Below are 19,026 nucleotides of genomic sequence, written 5' to 3'. Positions count from 1 at the left end.
GCTAACCCCACGACCATGCACCACCCTGCCCTTGTCGCCGTCGACGCCCGCGTCGATCCCGCCGAATGCCAGTCGATGGCCGAGGTCCGTCAGGGCGTAGACGCCCTGGACCGCGCCCTGGTCGCCCTGCTGGCCGAACGCCAGCGCTATATGGAGGCGGCCGCCCGCATCAAGCCCGACCGCGACGCCGTCTTCGACCAGGCCCGCATCGACGACGTGGTGGCCAAGGTCCTGACCGCCGCCGAGGCCCATCACCTGTCGCCCGAGATCGCCGAGCCGGTCTGGCGCCTGCTGATCGACCGATGCATCGCGCATGAGTTCGCCGCCTACGACCGGACTCGGCGCTGACGCCTAACGGTGGTAATCTTCAGCCATGGCTCGCCCGGAACCTTCCATCTTCAACCCGCCTGACGCCGAAGCGGACGAACGTTCGCTGGCGGAGGCCGAGGCTGACTTCGCGGCCGGTCGGGTCGTGCCTCATGAAGAGGTCTCGAAGTGGCTTCTGACCTGGGGCACGCCCGAGGAAGGACCGCCGCCCGCATCCTGGGGCCTGGATGACTAGGGTGATCTGGACGGTCCGGTCTCTTCGGAACCTCCGTTCGATCAAAGCCCATATTTCCGACTTTAACCCGCTGGCCAGTCAGCGGATTTCCACGCGCCTGAAGACGGCGGGCGACAGTCTGTCCGAGTTTCCGGAGCGCGGCGCGCCGATCAGCGGCGGGTCGCCAGCTGACCCATATTCCGCCGTATCTGATCCGCTATCGCGTGGCGAACGACCTGGTCGTCATCCTCGACATTCGCCACGCCGCACAGGATTTGGACTACCCCCGCAACCCCCGCAGCATCAGCTCGTGCCGATAGGCGGCGACGTCAGTTAGAGCGGCGTCCATCGCCGTTCGGACCCGCTCCAGCGCCGGCGCCGCCAGGGCCTGTTCTGCGGCTTCCGCCTCGGCGCAGATCGCAGCCAGGTCGCCGGCGCCGATGCCCGCCGCCGCGCCCCGGATGGTGTGGACCCCGTCGCGCCAGCCGTCGACTTTCGGATTCAGCAGGGCGGACCAGAGGGCGGCCTGTTCGACGAACAGGCCCAGCACCTCTTCCGAAATCGCCGCGTCGCCGCCGGTCATGCCTTCCAGCACGCTGAAGTCGACGGCGCCGGTCAGGTCGCGACGCGCCATCAGGCGGCCTCTTCCTCGCCCTTGGCCAGGCGCGAGTTTTTCGACGACCAGACGAAATAGACGACTAGGCCGCCGAGGTTCCAGATCAGGAACCAGACCTGGGTGCTCACGGGCAGGCTGAAGAGCAGATACAGGCAACCCGCGATGCCGAGCGGACCGATGATCCAGGCCAGAGGAGCCTTGAACACCCGCGTGCGCACCGCGTCGCGGACCCTCAGGACCAGCAGGCTGGCGCAGACGGCGGTGAAGGCCGCCAGCGTCCCCGCATTGGCCAGGGCGGCGATCTCGTCCAGCGGCAGCAGGCCGGCAAGGATGCTGACGATCACGGCGGTGAACAGGGTGACCACCACCGGCACCCCGCGCTGCGACACCCGGCCCAGACGGCGCGGCAGCAGGCCGTCGCGCGCCATGACGTAGAAGATGCGGGTCTGGCCATAGAAGAAGGCCAGGATCACCGTCGGCACGCCGACGATGACGGCCGCGGCCACGATCTGGGCCGCCAGCGGCTGGTTCAGGATGCGCAGGATCAGGGCCAGGGGCTCGCCGCTGTCGGCAAACTGGCCGAACGGCATGGATCCGACCGCCAGGGCCGCCACCAGCATGTACAATATGGTGCAGATGATCATGGAGCCCAAGATGCCGATGGTCAGGTCGCGGGCCGGATTGCGCGTCTCCTCCGCCGCCGTCGCCACGGCGTCGAAGCCGTAGAAGGCGAAGAAGACGATGGCCGCCCCCGCCATGACCCCGACCTCCGCCCCCGCCGGGCCGTTCTTGTTGAAGCCGTAGGGCATCAGCGGCTCGAAATTGGCCGGGTCGAACGCGGGCGCGACCACGGCGATGAAGACCAGCAGGGCGCTGCACTTGACCACCACCAGCACGGCATTGACCGTTGCGCTCTCCTTGGTGCCGAGCAGCAGAAGGCCGGTCACCGCCAGGATGATGGCGATCGCCGGGACATTGACGATCCCGTCCGCATGAGGCCCCGCCGCCAGGGCCTGGGGAATAAGGATATCGAGCGTTCGCAGGAAACCGACCGCATATTCGGACCAGCCGACGGCCACGGCGCTGACCACCAGCGAATATTCCAGGATCAGACTCCAGCCGATGATCCAGGCGATCGCCTCGCCGAGCGCCGCATAGCTATAGGTATAGGCCCCGCCTGAGGCCGGCATCAGGGTCGCCAGTTCGGCATAGGCCAGGGCGACGCAGGCGCAGATCACGCCCACGATGGCGAAGGCCACGATGATCCCCGGTCCCGCCTTTTCCACCCCCACGCCCGTCAGCGTATAGATGCCCGTGCCCACAATGGCCCCGATGCCCAGCAGCATCAGATGCGGCCAGCCGAGGGTCTTCTTCAGCGCCGGTCCGTCGTGCGGCACCGTCATGACGTCGATCGAACGACGCCGGTTCCAGAAGGCCATGATGCTCACTCCCCCGCCGCCCCACGCGACCGATTCCGTGCGGACCATGCCCGTCAAAGAAAGTTTGCGAAAGCGCTTGCCAACTCCCCGGCGGGTGGGTAGTAGGAGCGCCCTTCGGCAAGGCAGTCGCCTTCGCCGCAGACAAGACGACCGGTCGGGTGATTAGCTCAGTTGGTAGAGCAGCTGACTCTTAATCAGCGGGTCGTAGGTTCGAACCCTACATCACCCACCATCGTCTTTCCCTTAAAATCAACTGGTTAGCGGTCGGCGCCCCTAAGGGCGCTTTTTGCGCGTTTGGCCAAAGGGCAGGAACCGCACACAGGTCGCTGTGTTCAGTTGGCATGACTGACCGTAGTTCAACCCGCCAAGGCCCTCTAACGCCACGGGCGTCAAAGGACGCCGTCGTTGTCGAGGACCCGTCGCAGGATTCGATCCGCATGACGGCCCAGGAAGCCGACTTGTCGGCCATCCGAATGCTGGATGCCGCGTCCGAGGCGCGAGACAATCACGACAAGGGCGAGCGCGACGATGAGCCGCCACGTAAGGACGTTCAGAGGTAGCGCATCCACGGCTGGGAACTGCGTCGCTTGACCCCTGCAAACCAGCGACAGGCGAACCAGCAGGGCATGGCGACGACCGCGGCGATGGTCCACAGCCAGCCGACGCCGGGCACGCCGAAGCTGTCGCCCTGGTTGGCGCCGAACAGGGCCAGGGCCGACAGGTACAGCAGGTGCAGCCCGTAGATGTGGATCAGATAGAAGAACAGCGGCGCCCCGCCGAAGACGGCCAGGAGGCCCGTCAATCGCGCCGGCCCATGCTCGAGGGCGGCGAGACCCAGGGCGCCGACGCCTAGCGTCAGCAGGACGAAGTCGGCCGAGGGCGGATATTTGGTCAGGTTCAGCACGCTCATGACCGTATGAAGCGGCGTGGCCTGGACGGCCCAGGGCGTCGGATCGCCGTAGACATTGAGCCCCCGGAGCACGACCAGCAGCGTCAGGGCGCCTAGGCCCGTCAGGACAAGACGCCTTAGACGCGACGACGCATCGCCGACGAACCAAGGCCCGATCGCGTACCCCAGAGCCGCGATGCCGATCCAGGGCAGAAGGGGATAGGAGGTCCGAACCTGACCGCCCCAGGGCAGGTCGATCAGGGTGCGGTCGTGCAGCACCGCCCACAGGACATGGCCCGGCTGGCCCGCCGCGATGGTGATGGGATCCAGCAGATTGTGACCCAGGATGATGATCAGGCCGACGGCGATCAGGATCGGGCGCGGCAGATGCACCAGGGCGGCCAGGGCGATCATCGACAGGCCGATGGCCCAGATGACCTGGAGATAGATGATCTGGGGCGAGAAGGAAAAGCTCCAGCCGAAACCGACAAGCGTCAGCTCCAGCGCCACCAGAAACAGGCCGCGTTTCAGCAGGAAGTCGGACGCCGCCCGTGCGCCGACCGCCCCTCCCCCTCTGCCGTTGCCATAAAGCCAAGCGCCCAGTCCGGTCAGGGCCACGAACACCGGCGCGCACAGATGGGCCGACAGACGGGTGAAGAACAGGGCTGGAGATGTGGTCTCCAGGTTCATCGGGTCCGAGACCTGGGCGTGGATGAAAAAGAACTCCCGCGCATGGTCCACCAGCATCAGCAGGATCACCAGGCCGCGCAGGGCGTCGATCGAGCGGATGCGACCGGCCGAACGGACCTGTTCGGGCGGGGCGACGGAGGCGGGCGCAAGCGTTGCAGCGGTTGACATCATCAGGCGGAAGCGGATAGCCGATACTTTATAACGTTTCAACGGAGTTTCACGTGTCCCTGCTTTCGAGCTGCGCCAGCCTGTGCCTGCTGGCCGCCGCCAACGCCGAATCCCCCGCCGCGCTGGAGCCGACCCTGGAGCCGGGCGCGGACGCGACCGTCGGCGAGATCGTGGTTCTGGGTCGTCGCACGGCCCCGCACGACCGCACCCTGGGCGTCGGCGCGGTGACCGAGCGGATGTCTCCGTCCAGCCGCTCCATCGAAAGCGACCTGCTGGACGCCGTCGGGGCCACCCGCCTGTCCGACGCTCTGGAACTGGTCAGCGGCGTCAGCCAGCAGAACAACCGCGGCGGGGTGATGGACAATTTCGCTATCCGCGGTTTCCTGGGCACGCCCGACGGCGGGGCGGAATATTATGTCGACGGCTTCCTGGCCAACCGGGGCATGGCGCCGCCGCGCGACCCCGCCACGGCCGAGCGGATCGAGGTGCTGAAGGGCCCGGCCGGCGCCCTGTTCGGCGACATCGACGCGGCGGGCCGGATCAACATCGTCTCCAAGACTCCGCGTTTCACTCCCGATGCGGTCTTCACCGGCACGGTCGGCTCCTTCGGCCTGAGGCGCGGCGAACTGGACGTGACCGGCCCTATCTCGGAAACCCTTGCCGGGCGGCTGGTGCTGGCGGGCGAGACCAGCGAGGGCTGGCGCGACCATGTGGGGATGGACCGCACCTCGGTCGCCCCGTCCCTGACCTGGCGGCCCAACGACGCCCTCCGCCTGACCTATGTCGGCGAGTTCACCGTCTTTTCGACCCTGTTCGACCGAGGCATGCCGGCGGTCAACGGCGACGCCCTGGCCCTGCCGGAGTCGAACTATTACGGCGAGCCCAGCGACGGCCCGACGCGGTTCCGCAACGAACGGCACCAGATCACCGGCGAGTACCAGATCAGCGACAACTGGAGCCTGAACGGCGGCGTGGCCTGGCGGGGCGGCTCGCTGAAGGGCCTGTCCAGCGACCATTCGCGCCTGGTCGGCGACACCTTGTGGCGCCAACGTCGGGGCCGCGACTTCACGGTCGAGGACCTGTCGGCCCGTCTGGAACTGAACGGCGTGGTCGCCACCGGCCTGGGCGTCCACACTCTGGGCTTCGGCGTGAAGGCCTATCAACTGACCTATGGCGAGAAGTGGCTGAGGATCAATCCGACGGCGGCCAACCCCTATCCGATCAACCTGTTCAATCCCGTCTATGGCGCGGTCCCCAGCCCCACGCCCCTGCCCTTCACCGACAATCTCGAAACGCGCGAGGTCGTCACCGTCTACGCCCAGGACCTGTGGGAGGTGAACGACCGTCTCAGCCTGGTCGCGGGCCTGCGCTGGGACGACTACAGCCAGACCATCCGCAACAACCGCACCGGCGCCGTGGGCGAGAACAAGGACAGCCCGGTCGATTATCGCTTCGCCGCCCGCTATCGCCTGACCGACAATCTGACGGCCCACGCCAGCTACGGCGAATCCTTCGTGCTGAACTCGGGCACGGGCCGGACCGGCGCCGGCTTCGCCCCGGAAGAGGGCAAGGGCTACGAGATCGGCCTGTCTGGCGCCTGGGAGGGGATAGACCTGGCGGCCACCGTCTTCGACATCGAAAAGACCAACATCCTGACCAGTGACCCGGTGGACGCCAACTATCTGGCGCCGGTCGGCAAGCTGACTTCGCGCGGGATCGAGCTGGACGGATCGGTGCGGGTCGGCGAGGCGTGGCAGGTGGTCGCCAACTACGCCTTTACCGACGCCAAGGCCGACGACAGCGCCTTCGCCACCGACGCGGTGCTGAATGTGCCGGAACACTCTGGATCGCTGTTCGTGATCGGCCGGTTCGCAACGCCGCACGGCACGGACTGGTCCCTGATGGCGGGCGCAGCCTACGTCGGAGACCGGGCCGGCGCCCTGACCGTCAACCCGGTGCGCCTGCCGGACTATTGGAAGGCCAAGGCGGCGGTCGAATACGGGATCACGCCTCAGGTCACGGCGCGGGTCGAGATCGATAACCTGTTCGATGAGCGCTACGCCGCCAGCTCGTACAGCGCCTTATGGATCTTCCCGGGCGCGCCGCGCAGCATCCGCGCCTCGCTGCGGCTGGCCCTGTAGAAGGACAAAGTTCGAAGCCGAGGGGGCAGGTCCCGAGGATCATGGCTTGCCCCCGGCGGCAAACGCCGGTCAGTATGTCGGCGCGTCAAAATCCAGTGGAAGAGCGGACGATCATGACCCCCACGCGCCGAACCATGATGAAACTAGGCGCCGCCGCGGCCGGCCTGGCCCCGGCCTCGGCCCTGGCCGCGCAGGCGCCGGAGCGGCGGCTGGGCTACGCCATCGTCGGTCTGGGCGGTTATGCGGACGTCATCCTGCCGCGCTTCGCCGAATGCCGCCATTCGCGCGTCACGGCCCTGGTCAGCGGCTCGCCCGAGAAGGCGCGGCGCTACGCCGCGAAATACGGCGTCCCCGACCGCGGCCTCTACAACTACCAGACCTTTGACACGATCCGTGACAACCCGGACGTGGACATCGTCTATGTGATCCTGCCGAACGGGATGCACCACGAATACACCCTGCGCGCCGCCGCGGCCGGCAAGCACGTCATGTGCGAAAAGCCCATGGCCAATACGGCGGCCGAGGCGGAAGAAATGATCGCCGCCTGCCGCGCGGCCGACCGCAAGCTGATGATCGGCTATCGCTGCCATTTCGAGGCGGCCAACCGCGAGGCGATGAGGATCGCCCGCTCAGGTGAGATCGGCCGGCCCCGCGTGGTCACGGCCGAACATGGCTTCACTATCGGCGATCCAACCCAATGGCGGCTGAACCGGGCCTTAGCCGGCGGCGGCTCGCTGATGGACATCGGCATCTACAGCCTCCAGGCCGCGCGCTATCTGACGGGCGAAGAGCCGGTGGAGGTGACGGCGACGGAAACGACCGACCGGTCGGACCCGAAGTTCCGCGAGGTCGAGGACATGATCAATTTCCAGCTTCGTTTTCCCTCGGGCGCCCAGGCCAACTGCGTCTCTTCCTATGGGTCGAACCACAACCGCTTCCGCATGGTCGGCGACAAGGGCTGGGTCGACGCCGAGCCGGCGACTGCCTATTCGGGCAACCGCCTGCGCCGCCTCAAGGACTGGCGCACCGAGGATCATCCCGTTCCGGAAGCGCCGCAGAACCAGTTCTCGGCCCAGCTGGACCATCTGTCGCAGTGTGTGATGACCGGCGCCGAGCCCATTGTCGCGGGCGAAGAAGGCCTGCGGGACATGCGGATCATCGAGGCCATCTATCGCTCCGCCCGCGAACGCCGCGCCGTCTCGCTCTGAACCCCAGACCCATCGCCTCTTCCGGAGATCCGCCTTGACCCTTTCGCGTCGCCTCGTTCTTGCCGGTGGTGTCGCCGGCGCCGCCGGCCTTTCGACCCTGGCGCAGGCGAAGGAGTCGCCTCTCGCCGTCGGCGTCGTGCGCCTGGACCCCGCGCTGGACAGGCTGATCGGCCCGGACGCCCGGATCGAGACCCTGGCGTCCGGCTTCACCTGGTCGGAAGGCCCCGTCTGGATCGCCGAAGGCGACTATCTGCTGTTCAGCGACGTGCCGAACAACCGGATCCACCGCTGGTCGGAACAAGACGGCGCCTCGGTCTTCATGGAGCCGTCCGGCTATGACGGACCGGACGCCTCGGGCTTCCGCGAGCCGGGATCGAACGGCCTGATCGTCGGTCCGACGGGCTCGATCCTGATGGCGGATCACGGCAACCGCGCCGTCGCTCGGGTCGATCTGGCCACGCGGGCCAAGACCCTGTTGGCGACGCAATACGAGGGCAAGCGGTTCAACTCGCCCAATGACCTGGTTCAGGCGTCAGATGGCGCGATCTTCTTCACCGACCCGCCCTATGGGCTGAAGGACATGGACCAGTCGCCGCTGAAGGAGCAGGCGCACAACGGCGTCTATAGACTGGCCCCCCAGGGCGGGGTGACCCTGGTGGTCGCCGACCTGACCTTCCCCAACGGCGTCGCGCTGTCGCCCGACCAGCGCGCCCTCTATGTCGCGGTGTCGGACCCGGCGCGGGCCGTGCTGATGGCCTACGATCTGACCGCGGCGGACATCGCCGCCAGCGGCCGGGTGCTGAAGGACTTCACCGATCTGGTCGGTCCGGCCAATCCCGGCCTGCCCGACGGCATGGCCGTGGACCGCGAGGGCCGTCTGTTCGTCACCGGCCCGGGCGGAGTCCATGTGCTGGCGGCGGACGGCCGGGCGCTCGGCCTGATCCAGACCGGGGGCGCGGCGGCCAACTGCACCTTCGGCGAGGACGGCCGCACCCTGTTCATCACGGCGGGCGACCGGCTGCTGAAACTGCGCACCGTGACGCGCGGCTGAGCGGTCAGGGCGCGGGCGCGAGCGTCCCTTCCAGGCTCAGGGTCGCATCGGCGTTCTCGACGACATTGAGGGCGGTCGCCTGAATCTTGCGCTCCTGCAGGGCCGCCAGCCAGCCGAAGGCGGCCGTCGAGGACACATTGGTCAGGCTGAAGCCCAGGCCCCCGTCCGCCGACATGCCCATGACCGGCGTCAGACCCGTCATCGACCCGACCTCGGCGACCACGGCCGAAACATCGACGTCGCCCGGCGCAGCGGCGTGAGCCAGGCGACCGCCGGCGGCCTGGACCATCGCCAGGTCCGCCTCGGCGACGACGCGCGCATCGGCGGTGTCGGCGCGCCAGGCCCAGACCGGCCGCACGACCAGAAGCCAGACCAGGACGGCGCCGATCGCCAGCCCCATGACCGCCAACATCCGCTGCTCGCGAAGGGTGCGGCCGTCCCACCAGGCGGCGGCTTGAGACATCAGGCCGTTCATACGGCGCCTCCTATCACGACTTCACTGACCACCCTGCCGCCGTCCTCGACGGTCGAGGCGTCCGACATCGACAAGCCCGCCGCCGCCATGGCGGTGCGCAGGGTCTCCAGGTCCGAGAAGGCCGGATAGCTGACGGTGGCGCGCACCCCCTTGGCGGGATCGGCGCTGAGACTGTCCAGTTCCGCCCCCTCGACCTGTTCCACTGCGGCGAACAGGGCGGCGGCGGCCGTCGTCAGCCCCCCGGGCGGCGGGGCGACGGCCAGGCGACGACGCGCCTCCTCCACCGGATCGGCGGCCTCGGCTGCGTCCGGCATGATTTCGGCAATCAGCGCCAGGGTGCGGCGCTCGGCCCGGTCGGCGGCGATCTGGTCGCGCGCACCCGCGGCAACCGTCAGAATGAGGGGCGAGACGACCAGGGCCGCCGCCAGGGCTGCGGCCAAGCGCCAGCCGCCGCGCGCGGTCTCGCGCCGACGCTCGACGCCCGACAACAGATCGATGGCCGGCGCAGCGGCGGCGACCGCCAGCAACCGCTCCAGCGTCTCGCGATCCTTGATGCCGACCACGGCACGACCCGCCGCCACCACTTCGACCAGGTCCGGCTGGACGGTGGCCGCGAACCGGGCGCCGCGCAGGGCGATGTCGGCGCCGAAGGCGGCGGCGTTCAGCCCCTCCCCCTCCGGTTCCGGCAGCGCCAGACAATCGGGCACGATGACGACCGGCGTAATCCCCAGCCCGGCGAGATAGTCGATCCAGGCCTCCAGCAGGCCCGCCCCGACGGCGGCGACCAGACGCGGCCCCTCGGCCGTGACGGGTCCGACCGCCACCACGGTCCGTTCCGGATCCCCGGCCAGATCGTCCTTCAGCGCCCAGCGCGCGGCGGCCCGCACCTGGGCCGCGCCCCCGACCGGCAGGTCCAGCCAGCGCACCAGGACGTCGGCGCCGGGGGCCACGGCCACCGTGCGGACGTCCGGCGTCGCCGCCGCGTCCTCCAGCAGCAGGGCTCCGCGCTGTAGCACCCGTCCGTTCGCGTCGAACGTCAGGAAATTGGCCGGCATCGAGGCCGCCGGCGGGATGATGACGATACGGGTCTGGCTCATTCTTCAGGGGTCCAGCGGCGAATGATGGTACGCACGGCGCCGTCCGGCGCAGCGTACAAAAGAGCGGTGCGGACGGCGTGGGCGCCGCCGTAGTCGATATCGACCCGAAGATCGAAATAGCGGGTCAGCAGAGAGACTTGCGCCTGGGTTTCCTCATCAGGCGTGAAGTTCTTCAGGGCCTGTTGCGTCCAGAAGGCCTCGACGCTGGACCAGCCGGAAACAGGGCGGGCGGCGATAACGGCGCGGGCGGTCTGCAAGCCCACCGCCCCTTGCGTCAACATCACCAGCAGCGGCGCCTGGGCCGGGGTCAGGCTGTTGGGGTTCAGCCGCGCCTGGGCGGTCGTCGGCAGGGCGCAGACATAGGGCCGCAGCCGCCGGTACAGGTCGGCGTCGATGTTCGCGACCGCCCGCATCTCGCTGACGTCGGCCAGCATGACGCCGCCGGTGCGATAGGGGGTCGCCAGACCGGCGTAGCGTGCATCTTCCGCCCCGCCGGCCGAGGCCTCGGCGTCATTGTCCATCCAATCGGTCAGGGCGGCGGCGGCGGCGGTCATACGAGCGCGCGACAGACCCAGGGCGGTTCCCAGGGCGATGAACTGGGCCGCGCCCTCGGGCCGGGCGAACAGATCCTCGCCCTGGCCATAGACCAGGGCGTTCAGGTTGAAACAGTTCTGGCCGTCGGTGACGACCGCGCGGATCGCCCCCTCCTCGACCGGGAATTCCATGACCCGACCGTTCCAGCGCGGCTCCATCGGCGTGCGCGTCCCGTTCGCCTGGATCAGATCGGCGATCTGGCGCCGCGCCAGGCTTTCGGCGCCGGCGGCGTACCACTGGGCCTGGGCCTGGGTTTCGGCGTTGGTCGTGCGGCGCACCGAGAAGCGGACGTCGTCCAGAATGGCGACCGCCACCACCGCCATCACCGCAACCAGCAGCAGAACGGTCAACAGGGCCATGCCCTCGCGCGACGCCCGTCCCCTGCTCATGCCGAGGCCACCAGGAACAGCTGTTCCAGCCGACCGACGCCGTCCAGGGTCATGACGATACGCACGGCGTCCGGCAGGGGCCGATCGCTGGACGAGATGAAGGCCTGGGCCTCCGACCCGTCCTGGATAAAGGTCACGACGGCGTCCTTGACCCCCCGGCACAGCACCTGGGGCGGGCCGGCGCGGGCGCCGTCCAGATAGGGCGAGACCCGTCGCTCCAGCCGCCCGTCGACCACCCGGTATTCGACCCGCTGCAACGACGGCCGCGCCGCCTCGCTCGGATTGGACCAGCCGTTGCGGACCAGGGTCAGGATCGGATCGCCCGGCGTTTCCTGCCCCATCAGGGCGCGCGGCAGGGGGCGGCCGGTCGGCGCGCGGGTGCGACGGGGCGCGGCCTGGGCCAGGTCGGCCTTCAGCAGGGCCCGCATCCGTTGGATGTCGCCGACCCGGTCGGTCTCGGCCCGCACGGCGAACCGGGTGTCGATGGTCTGGCTCAGCATCAGGGCCCCCGCGCCGGCCAGCACAGCGAAGATCGCCAGCGACACCAGCACCTCGACCAGGGTGAAGCCGCCTCGCCTCATGCGCCCCCACCTCATGCGCCCGGGCCTCATGATCCCGCCGCCCGGAACAGAACGCGGTCCGCCACCTGCCCCTCATCGGTGGAAACCCGCACGTCGATCCGTCCCATGCCGGGGACTTCGGTTCCCGTGACGATCCGACGCCAGCGCCAGATGCGACCGGCCATCTGCACCTCCCCGGCGCTTTCCCCGACCGGCAGGCTGGGGGCGATCATGGTCTCCGCCGCGATATTCTCGGCCACGACCCCGCCCAGGGTGCGCGCCTCGACCCGCACCGCCGACCGTGTGCTTTCGCCCGACAGGTTCAGCAAGGCCATGGCCGCCAGGGCGAAGACCGCCAGGGCCACCAGCATTTCGATCAGCGTGAAGCCGTGGCGCGACGCTGAGCGTTTCGCGGCTTGAACAGGAATTTCGTCAATCATTGATCGACACCTCGCCCGCACCGTCGACCGCCACTGTGCGGGACTGGTTGTCGCGGGTCAGGCGCACCTGCGCCGGGTCGGCGATCCCGGTGGGATCGAAGACGATACGGATCGGATCGGCGGGCGCGGCGACGCCCTCGCCCCAGGTCCGGGCGATGAAGACGCCGGTCAACGGCGTCCACGTCGCGCCGTCGAAGCTGGCGAATCCGTAGCCCGAGGCGTCCGCCTCCGCCGCCACGGGGCGGTTGGTCAGGATCGCCTCTTCACGGGCGCGCGACAGCCGGGCGGCGAACTGTTCCGCTTCCAGCCCCACGGCCGGTCGGGGGTCCGGCATCGACAGGACCACCGCCCCGGCCGCCAGGCCGATGACCGTGATCGTGACCATCAGCTCGACCAGAGTGAATCCCGAACGGCGACGCTGAAGCCTAGCCCTGCCAGTTGCCGAGGTCCGCGTCATTGCCCTCGCCCCCTTCCTTGCCGTCCGCTCCCAGGGAGAAGACGTCGAACTGCTGGCCGTGCGTGCTCTGACGACGGTAGCGGTAGGGGTTGCCCCACGGATCTTCGGGCAGGCGGCGCACATAGCCGCCCTCGCGATAGCGTTCCGGCTGGGCCAGGCCGGCGGGCGCGGCGACCAGAGCCTGAAGCCCCTGCTGGTCAGTGGGGAAGTTCAGATTGTCCAGCCGATAGGTCTCGATCGCCTGTTCCAGAACCGAGATGTCCGCCTTGGCCTTGCCGACCATGGCCCGGTCCTGGCTGGGCAGGACATTCAGCGCCACCACCGTCGCCAGCAGGCCGATGATGACGATGACCACCATGAGCTCGACCAGGGTGAAACCCTGACGTTTGCGCCGCTTGTTCTGATGTTCTGACGTCATGACTAAACTCTCCTCACCCCATGGCCAGGGTGTTGATCTGAAGAATGGGCAGCAGGATCGACAGGACGATCATCGCGACCACCCCGCCCATGACCACGATAATGGCCGGCTCGAGCAGGCTCAGCATCACGGCGGTGAAGGTGGCGAACTCGCGTTCCAGATAGTCGGCGGCGCGCTCCAGCATCGGCTCCAGCCGTCCGCTGCTCTCGCCCGAAGCGGTCATATAGACCAGCAGCGGCGGGAAGACGTCGGCCCGACGCATGGCGGCCGACAGCCCCCCGCCCTCGCGCACGGCTTCGCTCATGGATTCCGTGGCCCGTCGCAGGGCCATGTTGGACACGGTCCGTGCGGTGATGGTCAGGCCTTCCAGCACCGGCAAGCCGGCGGCGATCATGGTCGAAAGGGTCCGCGCCATCCGCGCCCCGTGCAGGTCGCGAGTCAGGCGGCCTACGACCGGCAGCCGCAGCATCGCCTGGTCGATCCGCAGGCGGATCTCGGGTCGGCGCCGCGCGACCACGCCCCCGGCGATCAGCCCGGCCAACAAGAGCAGGAACAGCCAGCCCCAGTTCCGCATCAGGTCCGAGACCCCGATCACCAGCCGCGTCAGCAGCGGCAGGGTCTGGTTCATGCTCTCGAACTGATCGACCACCTTGGGCACGACGAAGGTCATCAGAATAGCGATCACGCCCAGGGCCACCACAGCCAGGACGCTGGGATAGACCACGGCGGTGATCACCTTGCCGCGCACCTGCTGGTCCCGCTCCAGCCCGTCGGCCAGACGTTCCAGAATGGGCTGCAACGCGCCGGACTGTTCGCCGGCCGAGACCATGGCCCGGTACAGCGGCGGGAAGGCCTGGCCCTGCAGAGCCATGGCGTCCGACAGGCGCCGCCCCTCCATAACCCCCGCGTGAACCCCTTCCAGCACCCGCCGCACCACCGGCCGGTCGGCCTGAAGCGCCAGGGTGCGCAGGGCTTCCTCCATCGGCGAGACCGAAATCAGGGTCGCCAGCTGGCGGGTGGTCAGGGCCAGGGTCTTGGCGTTCAGCCGGTCGCCCCGGACCGAACCTGAACCGCCCCGTTCGGACCGCGCCGCGATCCGGGCCGGCGTCAGTTCCAGCGGCATAAGCCGGCGCCGCGTCAACTGCCCCCGCGCCGCCGCCTCGTCCGAAGCGGTGACGGCGCCCGAAACGGTGCGGCCCGCCGCGTCCACGGCCACATAGTCGAAGGCCGCCATCAGGCCGCCTCCGCCGGATCGGTCGCGGTCTCCTGCCGCGCGACGCGCACCGCCTCCTCGACCGAGGTCACGCCGTCCAGCACCAGGGCGCGCGCGCGTTCCGTCAGGGTTCCGCCCCCGGCGAAGGCCGCGGCGACCACCGCGTCCTCGTCCGCCTCGGCCGCGATCAGGCGGCGCACGCGGTCGTCGATCTTCAGCACCTCATAAAGCCCGACCCGACCGACATAGCCGGTGTTTCCGCAATGGGCGCAGCCGTGCGGACGCCAGACCCGAACCCCGGCCTTGGCGCCGATCAGTTTGGCGGTCGGCTTGTCGGCGATCTCGGGCGCGCGGCAGTGGTCGCACAGCCGGCGCACCAGCCGCTGGGCCACGATCAGCCGCAGGGTCGAGGCCAGCAGGAAGGGCTCCACCCCCATGTCGCGCAGCCGCGTCACCGCCCCCGCCGCATCGTTCGTGTGGACGGTGGACAGGACCAGGTGGCCGGTCAGGGCGGCCTGGACCGCGACTCCCGCCGTCTCCACGTCGCGGATTTCTCCCACCATGACCACGTCCGGGTCCTGGCGCAGAATGGCCCGCAGGCCCGCCGCGAAGGTCATGCCGACCTTGGTGTTGACCTGGGTCTGGCCGACTCCGTCGATGGCGTATTCGACCGGGTCCTCGACCGTCAGGATGTTGCGCGTCTGGTCATTCAGCAGGGCCAGGCCGGCATACAGGCTGGTGGTCTTGCCCGAGCCCGTCGGACCGGTGACCAGGATGATGCCGTTCGGCTCGGCCAGGGCCGCGCGGAAGGCGACCAGGGCGTCGGGCGCCATGCCCAGACGGTCCAGGGTCAGTCCGGCCTGATCCTTGTCCAGAATCCGCATCACCACCCGCTCGCCGCCGCGCGACGGCAGGGTCGAGACCCGCACGTCCAGCGACTTGCCGCCCAGGGCCAGGGGGATGCGCCCGTCCTGCGGCACCCGCTTCTCGGCGATGTCGAGCCGGGCCATGACCTTGATCCGTGACACCAGAAGCGGCGCGATGCGCGGGTTCAGGCTCAATGCCTCGCGCAGCACCCCGTCGATGCGCATCCGCACGAGCAGCGCGCTCTCATAGGTCTCCAGGTGGATGTCGGAGGCGCCGGTCCGCACCGCCTCGGCGATGATCCCGTTGATCAGCCGGATCACCGGCGCGTCGTCGGCCGTATCCAGCAGGTCGGCCGCCGCCGGGATGTCGTCGATCAGACTGTCCAGCCCGGCCGGCATGTCCAGATCCTCGCCGTCCGCGGCCGCCAGATGATCGCCCGCATAGACCTCGGACAGTTGCCGATCGAAGGCGGCCTGAGCCAGCGGCTCGACGACCAGGGGCCGTCCCAGCACCCTTCGCGCCTCGATCAGCCCCTTCGGGTCCGCGCCCTCGCGCAGGCCCACGCGCGCCACATCGCCGGCGTCCAGCAGCAGGACGCCGTGCCGTTTGGCGAACCCATAGGGCAGGCTGGGGCTGACCAGGGTGATCATGGGATCAGTTCCCAGCAGGCGGCAGCGGCGCAGCCTCGACCGGGGCCACGGGCGCCGTCACGCCGGTCGGCGCGATCACCATCGGCTGGCCCGTCGCCGGGGCGGCCGGAGCCTGGGTCCGCATATAGTCCCGCACCAGGGCGTCGAGGCTGGGCTCGCGATCCGGCTGCACCGCCTGCTGCTGATCGCGCATATAGCCCCAGCGGTCGGCGGCCAGGCCTTGAGCCTCTTCGCGCGTGCGGACGATGGTGGGCCGCAGGAAGACCATCAGATTGGTCCGCCCCCGTTGGCGGCTGTTCGAGCGGAACAGAGCGCCGACCCCCGGCAGGTCGCCCAGGCCGGGGATCTTGTCGGTCTGAATAATATCGTTCTGGTCCAGCAGCCCGCCGGCCACAGCGATGTCGCCGTCATCGACCACCAGTGTCGTCTGCAGCTCGCGCTTGTCCAGCACCAGGTCGGTTGAACTGCTGCTCAACCCGCCGTTGATGGCCGAGACCTCCTGGCGCAGCGTCAGGGTGATGGAGCCGCCGGCGTTGATCTGCGGCTTGACCGTCAGCCGCACGCCGATGTCCTTTCGGTCGGTCGTGGTGAAGGGGTTGGAATTGCCGTCCAGCAGGGTCTGGCCCGTGGTGATCGGCACCTCCTGGCCCACCAGGAAGGTGGCCTCTTCGTTGTCCAGCGTCATGATCGACGGGGTCTGGAGCAGGTTGGAGCCCTTGTCGGTCTTGGCCGCATTGATGATGAAGCCGAACAGGCCGTCGCCGACCTCGAACCCGCCGCCGCCCACGAAGCCGTTGGCGCCGACCAGACTGTTCAGGGCCAGGGTCTGCAGCTGTTCGCGCAGCGGATCGTCCTCGTCCAGCTGCCCCGCATAGGCGCCGCCGGCGACGTTCACCAGCGGGGTGGCGTTGTCGGTATAGTTGGTCAGGCCGACGCCGTTCTCGCCGCCATACAGCCACTGGACGCCCAGTTCGCGCACGGCGTTGTCGCTCAGCTCGACCACGATGGCCTCGATCAGCACCTGCTGGCGGCGGACGTCCAAACGCCGGATCACGTCGGCCAGGGTCCTCTGCATATCGGCGGGGCCGGCGATGACCAGGGCGTTGGCCCCGGGGAAGCGGGCGATGGTGGCGCGCTGGCCGGTGGCGGTGACGGTGGATGAGCCGATGGCGCCGGCGCTGGCCTCTGCGCCCCCGAGGCTGGCGGCGGTGCGAGACAGGCCGCTGGACGCGCCGGTCGTGGAACCGGTCGGGGCGGTGCGCAAGCCCTGGCTCGTGCTGGTCGAGGCCGTGACCGGCTGGCCGACCACCTGTTGCAGCACCGGCAGCAGTTGCTCGGCGTTGGCGTGCTCCAGGAAGACGACATTGACGTCCTGGCTGGCGCGCGACCGGCCGTCCAGGTCGTGGATCAGGCCGCGCACCCGCGCCAGGGCCTGACCGTCGCCGCGCAGGACGATGGAGTTCGAGCTCTCGACCGCCGTGACCGTGACCATCCCCTGCCCGCCGCCGCCCGGCGCGGCCATCACCTGCTGCAGCACGCCCGCGATCTCGCGCGCCGAGGCGTTCTCCAGCGCCACCACCTCATAGCTGGACCGGTCCACGTCGATCCGGCCGATCAACGAGCGGATACGGGCCAGATTGTCGGAGAAGTCGGCCACCACCACGCTGTTGGCGCCGGGATTGGCCAAAACCTGGCCCTGGGCCCCGACCAGGGGCCGGATGGTCTCGGCGGCGGACGCCGCGTCGATGTTGCGCAGCTGGAAGACCTCGGTCGAGAACCGTTCGGCGCCGACGGTGGACGGCCCCTGGGCCGCGCCCTGAGCCGGACTGATGCGATAGGCGCCGGATTGGGTCGGGGTGACCACCAGGCCGTTGGCCCGCAGCGTCGACAGGAAGACTTCGAACAGCTGGGCGCGGCCCAGCGGCCGGTCGCTGGTCACCGTCACCGTCCCGGTCACGGCCGGATCGACGATGAAGGTGCGGCCGGTGGTGCGGGCCACGTCCTGGATGAAGGCGCGGATGTCGGCGCCCTGGACGTTCAGCGTCTGGCGCGCCTCCTGCGCCATGACGGGCGCGGCGGCCAACGGCGCCTGCAGGGCCAGGACGGCGGCGAGGGCGCCGACGCCGGAACGCTTCAGGCGAGTGCGCAGAGAGGCGGTCATGGACGCGTCCTTATGGTGGTGGTGCGCGTCTCGCCCGCGCGCTCATATTGGATTTCGGCGGACGGGGCGCTGGCCAGCTGACCGCGCAGGGCGCCGATGGCCTGGGGGCTGTTCAGCGCCACGCCGTTGACGGACAGGATGACGTCGCCTGATTGAAGCCCCGCGCTGCGCAGTTCCGACGCATTCCCGGCCGAGGAGACGGTGAAGCCGTTGACGCTCAGCCCCTGTATTCGCGGCCGCAGCGAGGCCTGGGCCATCAGCCTTTGGGGATCGACGACGGCAGCCTGGCCAGACGCCGGGGCCGGGGCCGGGGCCGGGGCGGGGGGCGGACCTAGGACCTGGGGCGCGGCGGGCGGCGGCGGCGGCCCGGCCGCGCCGGCCGGGGCCTCGGAAAACTCAAGACGGCTGACGGACTGGCCCCGGGCCAGGGTCACGAAGTCCGGCCCGACGCTCTGCAGCACCAGGCCGGGCTCGACCTCCTCGCCCACGCCGACCGAGATCTGGCGTCCGTCGGCCAGACCGATGATGGCCGACCCGCCGCCGACGCCGCCGGAGCGAACGCCGAACAGCCGCATCTGGCTGGCGTCCGCGCCCGAGGCGCCGGCCAGGCCCCCCTGCCCGCCTGTGCGGAAGAAGGCGTCAAAACGCGACAGGATGCTCAGATCGACGGCGGGGGGCGAATGGGCGGCTTCGGCGGCGGGCTTCGGCGTCGGTGCGGCGAACAGCCAGACCAGCCGCCCGGCCTGAACCAGCAGCAACAGAATAAGCACGCCCTCAACGAGGCGGCGCAGCGGCAAACGCCGCAGACGGTCGGTCGCCGAGGAGACGTTAAAACTACGGAAAGCCGCGATCACGACGCCATGCCTGTTCCGGCCCCCACACGGCCATGGCGCGATCTAGACTAATCGTCCGTATGCGGGCCGCACCGATGTGTGAAGACACGAAGAACATATCGTGACAGT

20 protein-coding genes, 1 tRNA gene and 1 pseudogene are annotated in these 19,026 nt (G+C 69.3%); 8 read left to right on the top strand and 14 right to left on the bottom strand.

Features of this window, described 5'->3' with window-relative positions; genetic code table 11:
- The first annotated feature begins 15 nt into the window (after nucleotides 1-15).
- The 4 genes and pseudogenes from ACW170_RS10945 to ACW170_RS10930 all read left to right on the top strand — a co-directional run bounded on the left by ACW170_RS10945 (nucleotide 16) and on the right by ACW170_RS10930 (nucleotide 861).
- Complete coding sequence (locus tag ACW170_RS10945) at nucleotides 16-348, top strand: chorismate mutase (protein WP_492086710.1); 333 nt, start codon at nucleotides 16-18, stop codon at nucleotides 346-348.
- Between the two features lie 25 nt (nucleotides 349-373).
- Nucleotides 374-562, top strand: coding sequence for an antitoxin (locus ACW170_RS10940; protein WP_271166428.1), 189 nt, complete (start codon nucleotides 374-376; stop codon nucleotides 560-562).
- Nucleotides 555-650: pseudogene (locus ACW170_RS10935) on the top strand (type II toxin-antitoxin system RelE/ParE family toxin); the annotation flags it as partial. The gene ACW170_RS10940 and the pseudogene ACW170_RS10935, both read left to right, overlap by 8 nt.
- A gap of 115 nt (nucleotides 651-765) precedes the next feature.
- The gene (locus ACW170_RS10930; protein WP_492086709.1) at nucleotides 766-861 is read left to right on the top strand and encodes a hypothetical protein; all 96 of its coding nucleotides are present in this window, start codon (nucleotides 766-768) and stop codon (nucleotides 859-861) included.
- Here the strand turns inward: ACW170_RS10930 and ACW170_RS10925 are convergent.
- Entirely contained in the window at nucleotides 822-1,175 is a 354-nt protein-coding gene (locus tag ACW170_RS10925; RefSeq protein WP_492086708.1) for an Hpt domain-containing protein, read from the bottom strand. The two genes, ACW170_RS10930 and ACW170_RS10925, sit on opposite strands and share 40 nt — an antisense overlap.
- Nucleotides 1,175-2,596 (bottom strand): amino acid permease, encoded by a 1,422-nt coding sequence (locus ACW170_RS10920; RefSeq protein WP_492086707.1) that lies wholly within the window; start codon nucleotides 2,594-2,596, stop codon nucleotides 1,175-1,177. The genes ACW170_RS10925 and ACW170_RS10920 overlap by 1 nt, the downstream gene beginning before the upstream one ends.
- Nucleotides 2,597-2,752: 156 nt before the next feature.
- Between ACW170_RS10920 and ACW170_RS10915 the strand changes: the two genes are divergently transcribed.
- Nucleotides 2,753-2,828, top strand: a tRNA-Lys gene (locus ACW170_RS10915).
- 318 nt (nucleotides 2,829-3,146) lie between these two features.
- On the opposite strand, the gene ACW170_RS10910 is transcribed toward ACW170_RS10915, so the two are convergent.
- Nucleotides 3,147-4,346, bottom strand: a complete 1,200-nt coding sequence (locus tag ACW170_RS10910) for an acetyltransferase domain-containing protein (RefSeq protein WP_492086706.1) — start codon at nucleotides 4,344-4,346, stop codon at nucleotides 3,147-3,149.
- A 50-nt stretch (nucleotides 4,347-4,396) separates the two neighbouring features.
- Between ACW170_RS10910 and ACW170_RS10905 the strand changes: the two genes are divergently transcribed.
- The 3 genes from ACW170_RS10905 (at nucleotide 4,397) to ACW170_RS10895 (ending at nucleotide 8,743) form a co-directional block, all read left to right on the top strand.
- Complete coding sequence (locus ACW170_RS10905) at nucleotides 4,397-6,484, top strand: TonB-dependent receptor (RefSeq protein WP_492086705.1); 2,088 nt, start codon at nucleotides 4,397-4,399, stop codon at nucleotides 6,482-6,484.
- 113 nt (nucleotides 6,485-6,597) lie between these two features.
- A complete protein-coding gene (locus tag ACW170_RS10900) occupies nucleotides 6,598-7,692 on the top strand; it encodes a Gfo/Idh/MocA family protein (protein ID WP_492086704.1) in 1,095 nt (364 codons plus the stop codon).
- Between the two features lie 34 nt (nucleotides 7,693-7,726).
- The gene (locus tag ACW170_RS10895) at nucleotides 7,727-8,743 is read left to right on the top strand and encodes an SMP-30/gluconolactonase/LRE family protein (RefSeq protein WP_492086703.1); all 1,017 of its coding nucleotides are present in this window, start codon (nucleotides 7,727-7,729) and stop codon (nucleotides 8,741-8,743) included.
- A 4-nt stretch (nucleotides 8,744-8,747) separates the two neighbouring features.
- Here the strand turns inward: ACW170_RS10895 and ACW170_RS10890 are convergent, their stop codons facing one another.
- The 11 genes from ACW170_RS10890 to ACW170_RS10840 are packed head-to-tail and all read right to left on the bottom strand — an operon-like array spanning nucleotide 8,748 to nucleotide 18,918.
- Nucleotides 8,748-9,218 carry a type II secretion system protein M gene (locus ACW170_RS10890; RefSeq protein ID WP_492086702.1) on the bottom strand — a complete coding sequence of 157 codons (471 nt, stop codon included), beginning with the start codon at nucleotides 9,216-9,218 and terminating at the stop codon, nucleotides 8,748-8,750.
- Nucleotides 9,215-10,315 (bottom strand): type II secretion system protein GspL, encoded by a 1,101-nt coding sequence (gspL, locus tag ACW170_RS10885; protein ID WP_492086701.1) that lies wholly within the window; start codon nucleotides 10,313-10,315, stop codon nucleotides 9,215-9,217. Before gspL ends, ACW170_RS10890 begins: the two co-directional genes overlap by 4 nt.
- On the bottom strand, nucleotides 10,312-11,268 hold the full coding sequence (gspK, locus tag ACW170_RS10880) for a type II secretion system minor pseudopilin GspK (protein WP_492086700.1): 957 nt from the start codon (nucleotides 11,266-11,268) through the stop codon (nucleotides 10,312-10,314). Before gspK ends, gspL begins: the two co-directional genes overlap by 4 nt.
- Before the next feature lie 26 nt (nucleotides 11,269-11,294).
- Nucleotides 11,295-11,879, bottom strand: a complete 585-nt coding sequence (gene gspJ / locus ACW170_RS10875; protein WP_492086699.1) for a type II secretion system minor pseudopilin GspJ — start codon at nucleotides 11,877-11,879, stop codon at nucleotides 11,295-11,297.
- Nucleotides 11,880-11,905: 26 nt separating this feature from the next.
- Complete coding sequence (gene gspI, locus ACW170_RS10870) at nucleotides 11,906-12,298, bottom strand: type II secretion system minor pseudopilin GspI (RefSeq protein WP_492086698.1); 393 nt, start codon at nucleotides 12,296-12,298, stop codon at nucleotides 11,906-11,908.
- The gene (locus ACW170_RS10865) at nucleotides 12,291-12,683 is read right to left on the bottom strand and encodes a GspH/FimT family pseudopilin (RefSeq protein ID WP_492086697.1); all 393 of its coding nucleotides are present in this window, start codon (nucleotides 12,681-12,683) and stop codon (nucleotides 12,291-12,293) included. The genes gspI and ACW170_RS10865 overlap by 8 nt, the downstream gene beginning before the upstream one ends.
- 40 nt (nucleotides 12,684-12,723) lie before the next feature.
- Entirely contained in the window at nucleotides 12,724-13,173 is a 450-nt protein-coding gene (gspG, locus tag ACW170_RS10860; RefSeq protein WP_492086696.1) for a type II secretion system major pseudopilin GspG, read from the bottom strand.
- Between the two features lie 13 nt (nucleotides 13,174-13,186).
- Nucleotides 13,187-14,407 carry a type II secretion system inner membrane protein GspF gene (gene gspF, locus ACW170_RS10855; RefSeq protein WP_492086695.1) on the bottom strand — a complete coding sequence of 407 codons (1,221 nt, stop codon included), beginning with the start codon at nucleotides 14,405-14,407 and terminating at the stop codon, nucleotides 13,187-13,189.
- Complete coding sequence (gspE, locus tag ACW170_RS10850) at nucleotides 14,407-15,903, bottom strand: type II secretion system ATPase GspE (RefSeq protein WP_492086694.1); 1,497 nt, start codon at nucleotides 15,901-15,903, stop codon at nucleotides 14,407-14,409. The genes gspF and gspE overlap by 1 nt, the downstream gene beginning before the upstream one ends.
- A gap of 4 nt (nucleotides 15,904-15,907) precedes the next feature.
- Nucleotides 15,908-18,064, bottom strand: a complete 2,157-nt coding sequence (gene gspD, locus ACW170_RS10845; protein ID WP_492086693.1) for a type II secretion system secretin GspD — start codon at nucleotides 18,062-18,064, stop codon at nucleotides 15,908-15,910.
- Nucleotides 18,061-18,918, bottom strand: a complete 858-nt coding sequence (locus ACW170_RS10840; RefSeq protein ID WP_492086692.1) for a type II secretion system protein N — start codon at nucleotides 18,916-18,918, stop codon at nucleotides 18,061-18,063. The genes gspD and ACW170_RS10840 overlap by 4 nt, the downstream gene beginning before the upstream one ends.
- Nucleotides 18,919-19,026: the final 108 nt, after the last annotated feature.

The organism is Brevundimonas sp. FV2ps16, assembly GCF_058681075.1.
This window is presented reverse-complemented; position numbering and strand designations above follow the sequence as displayed.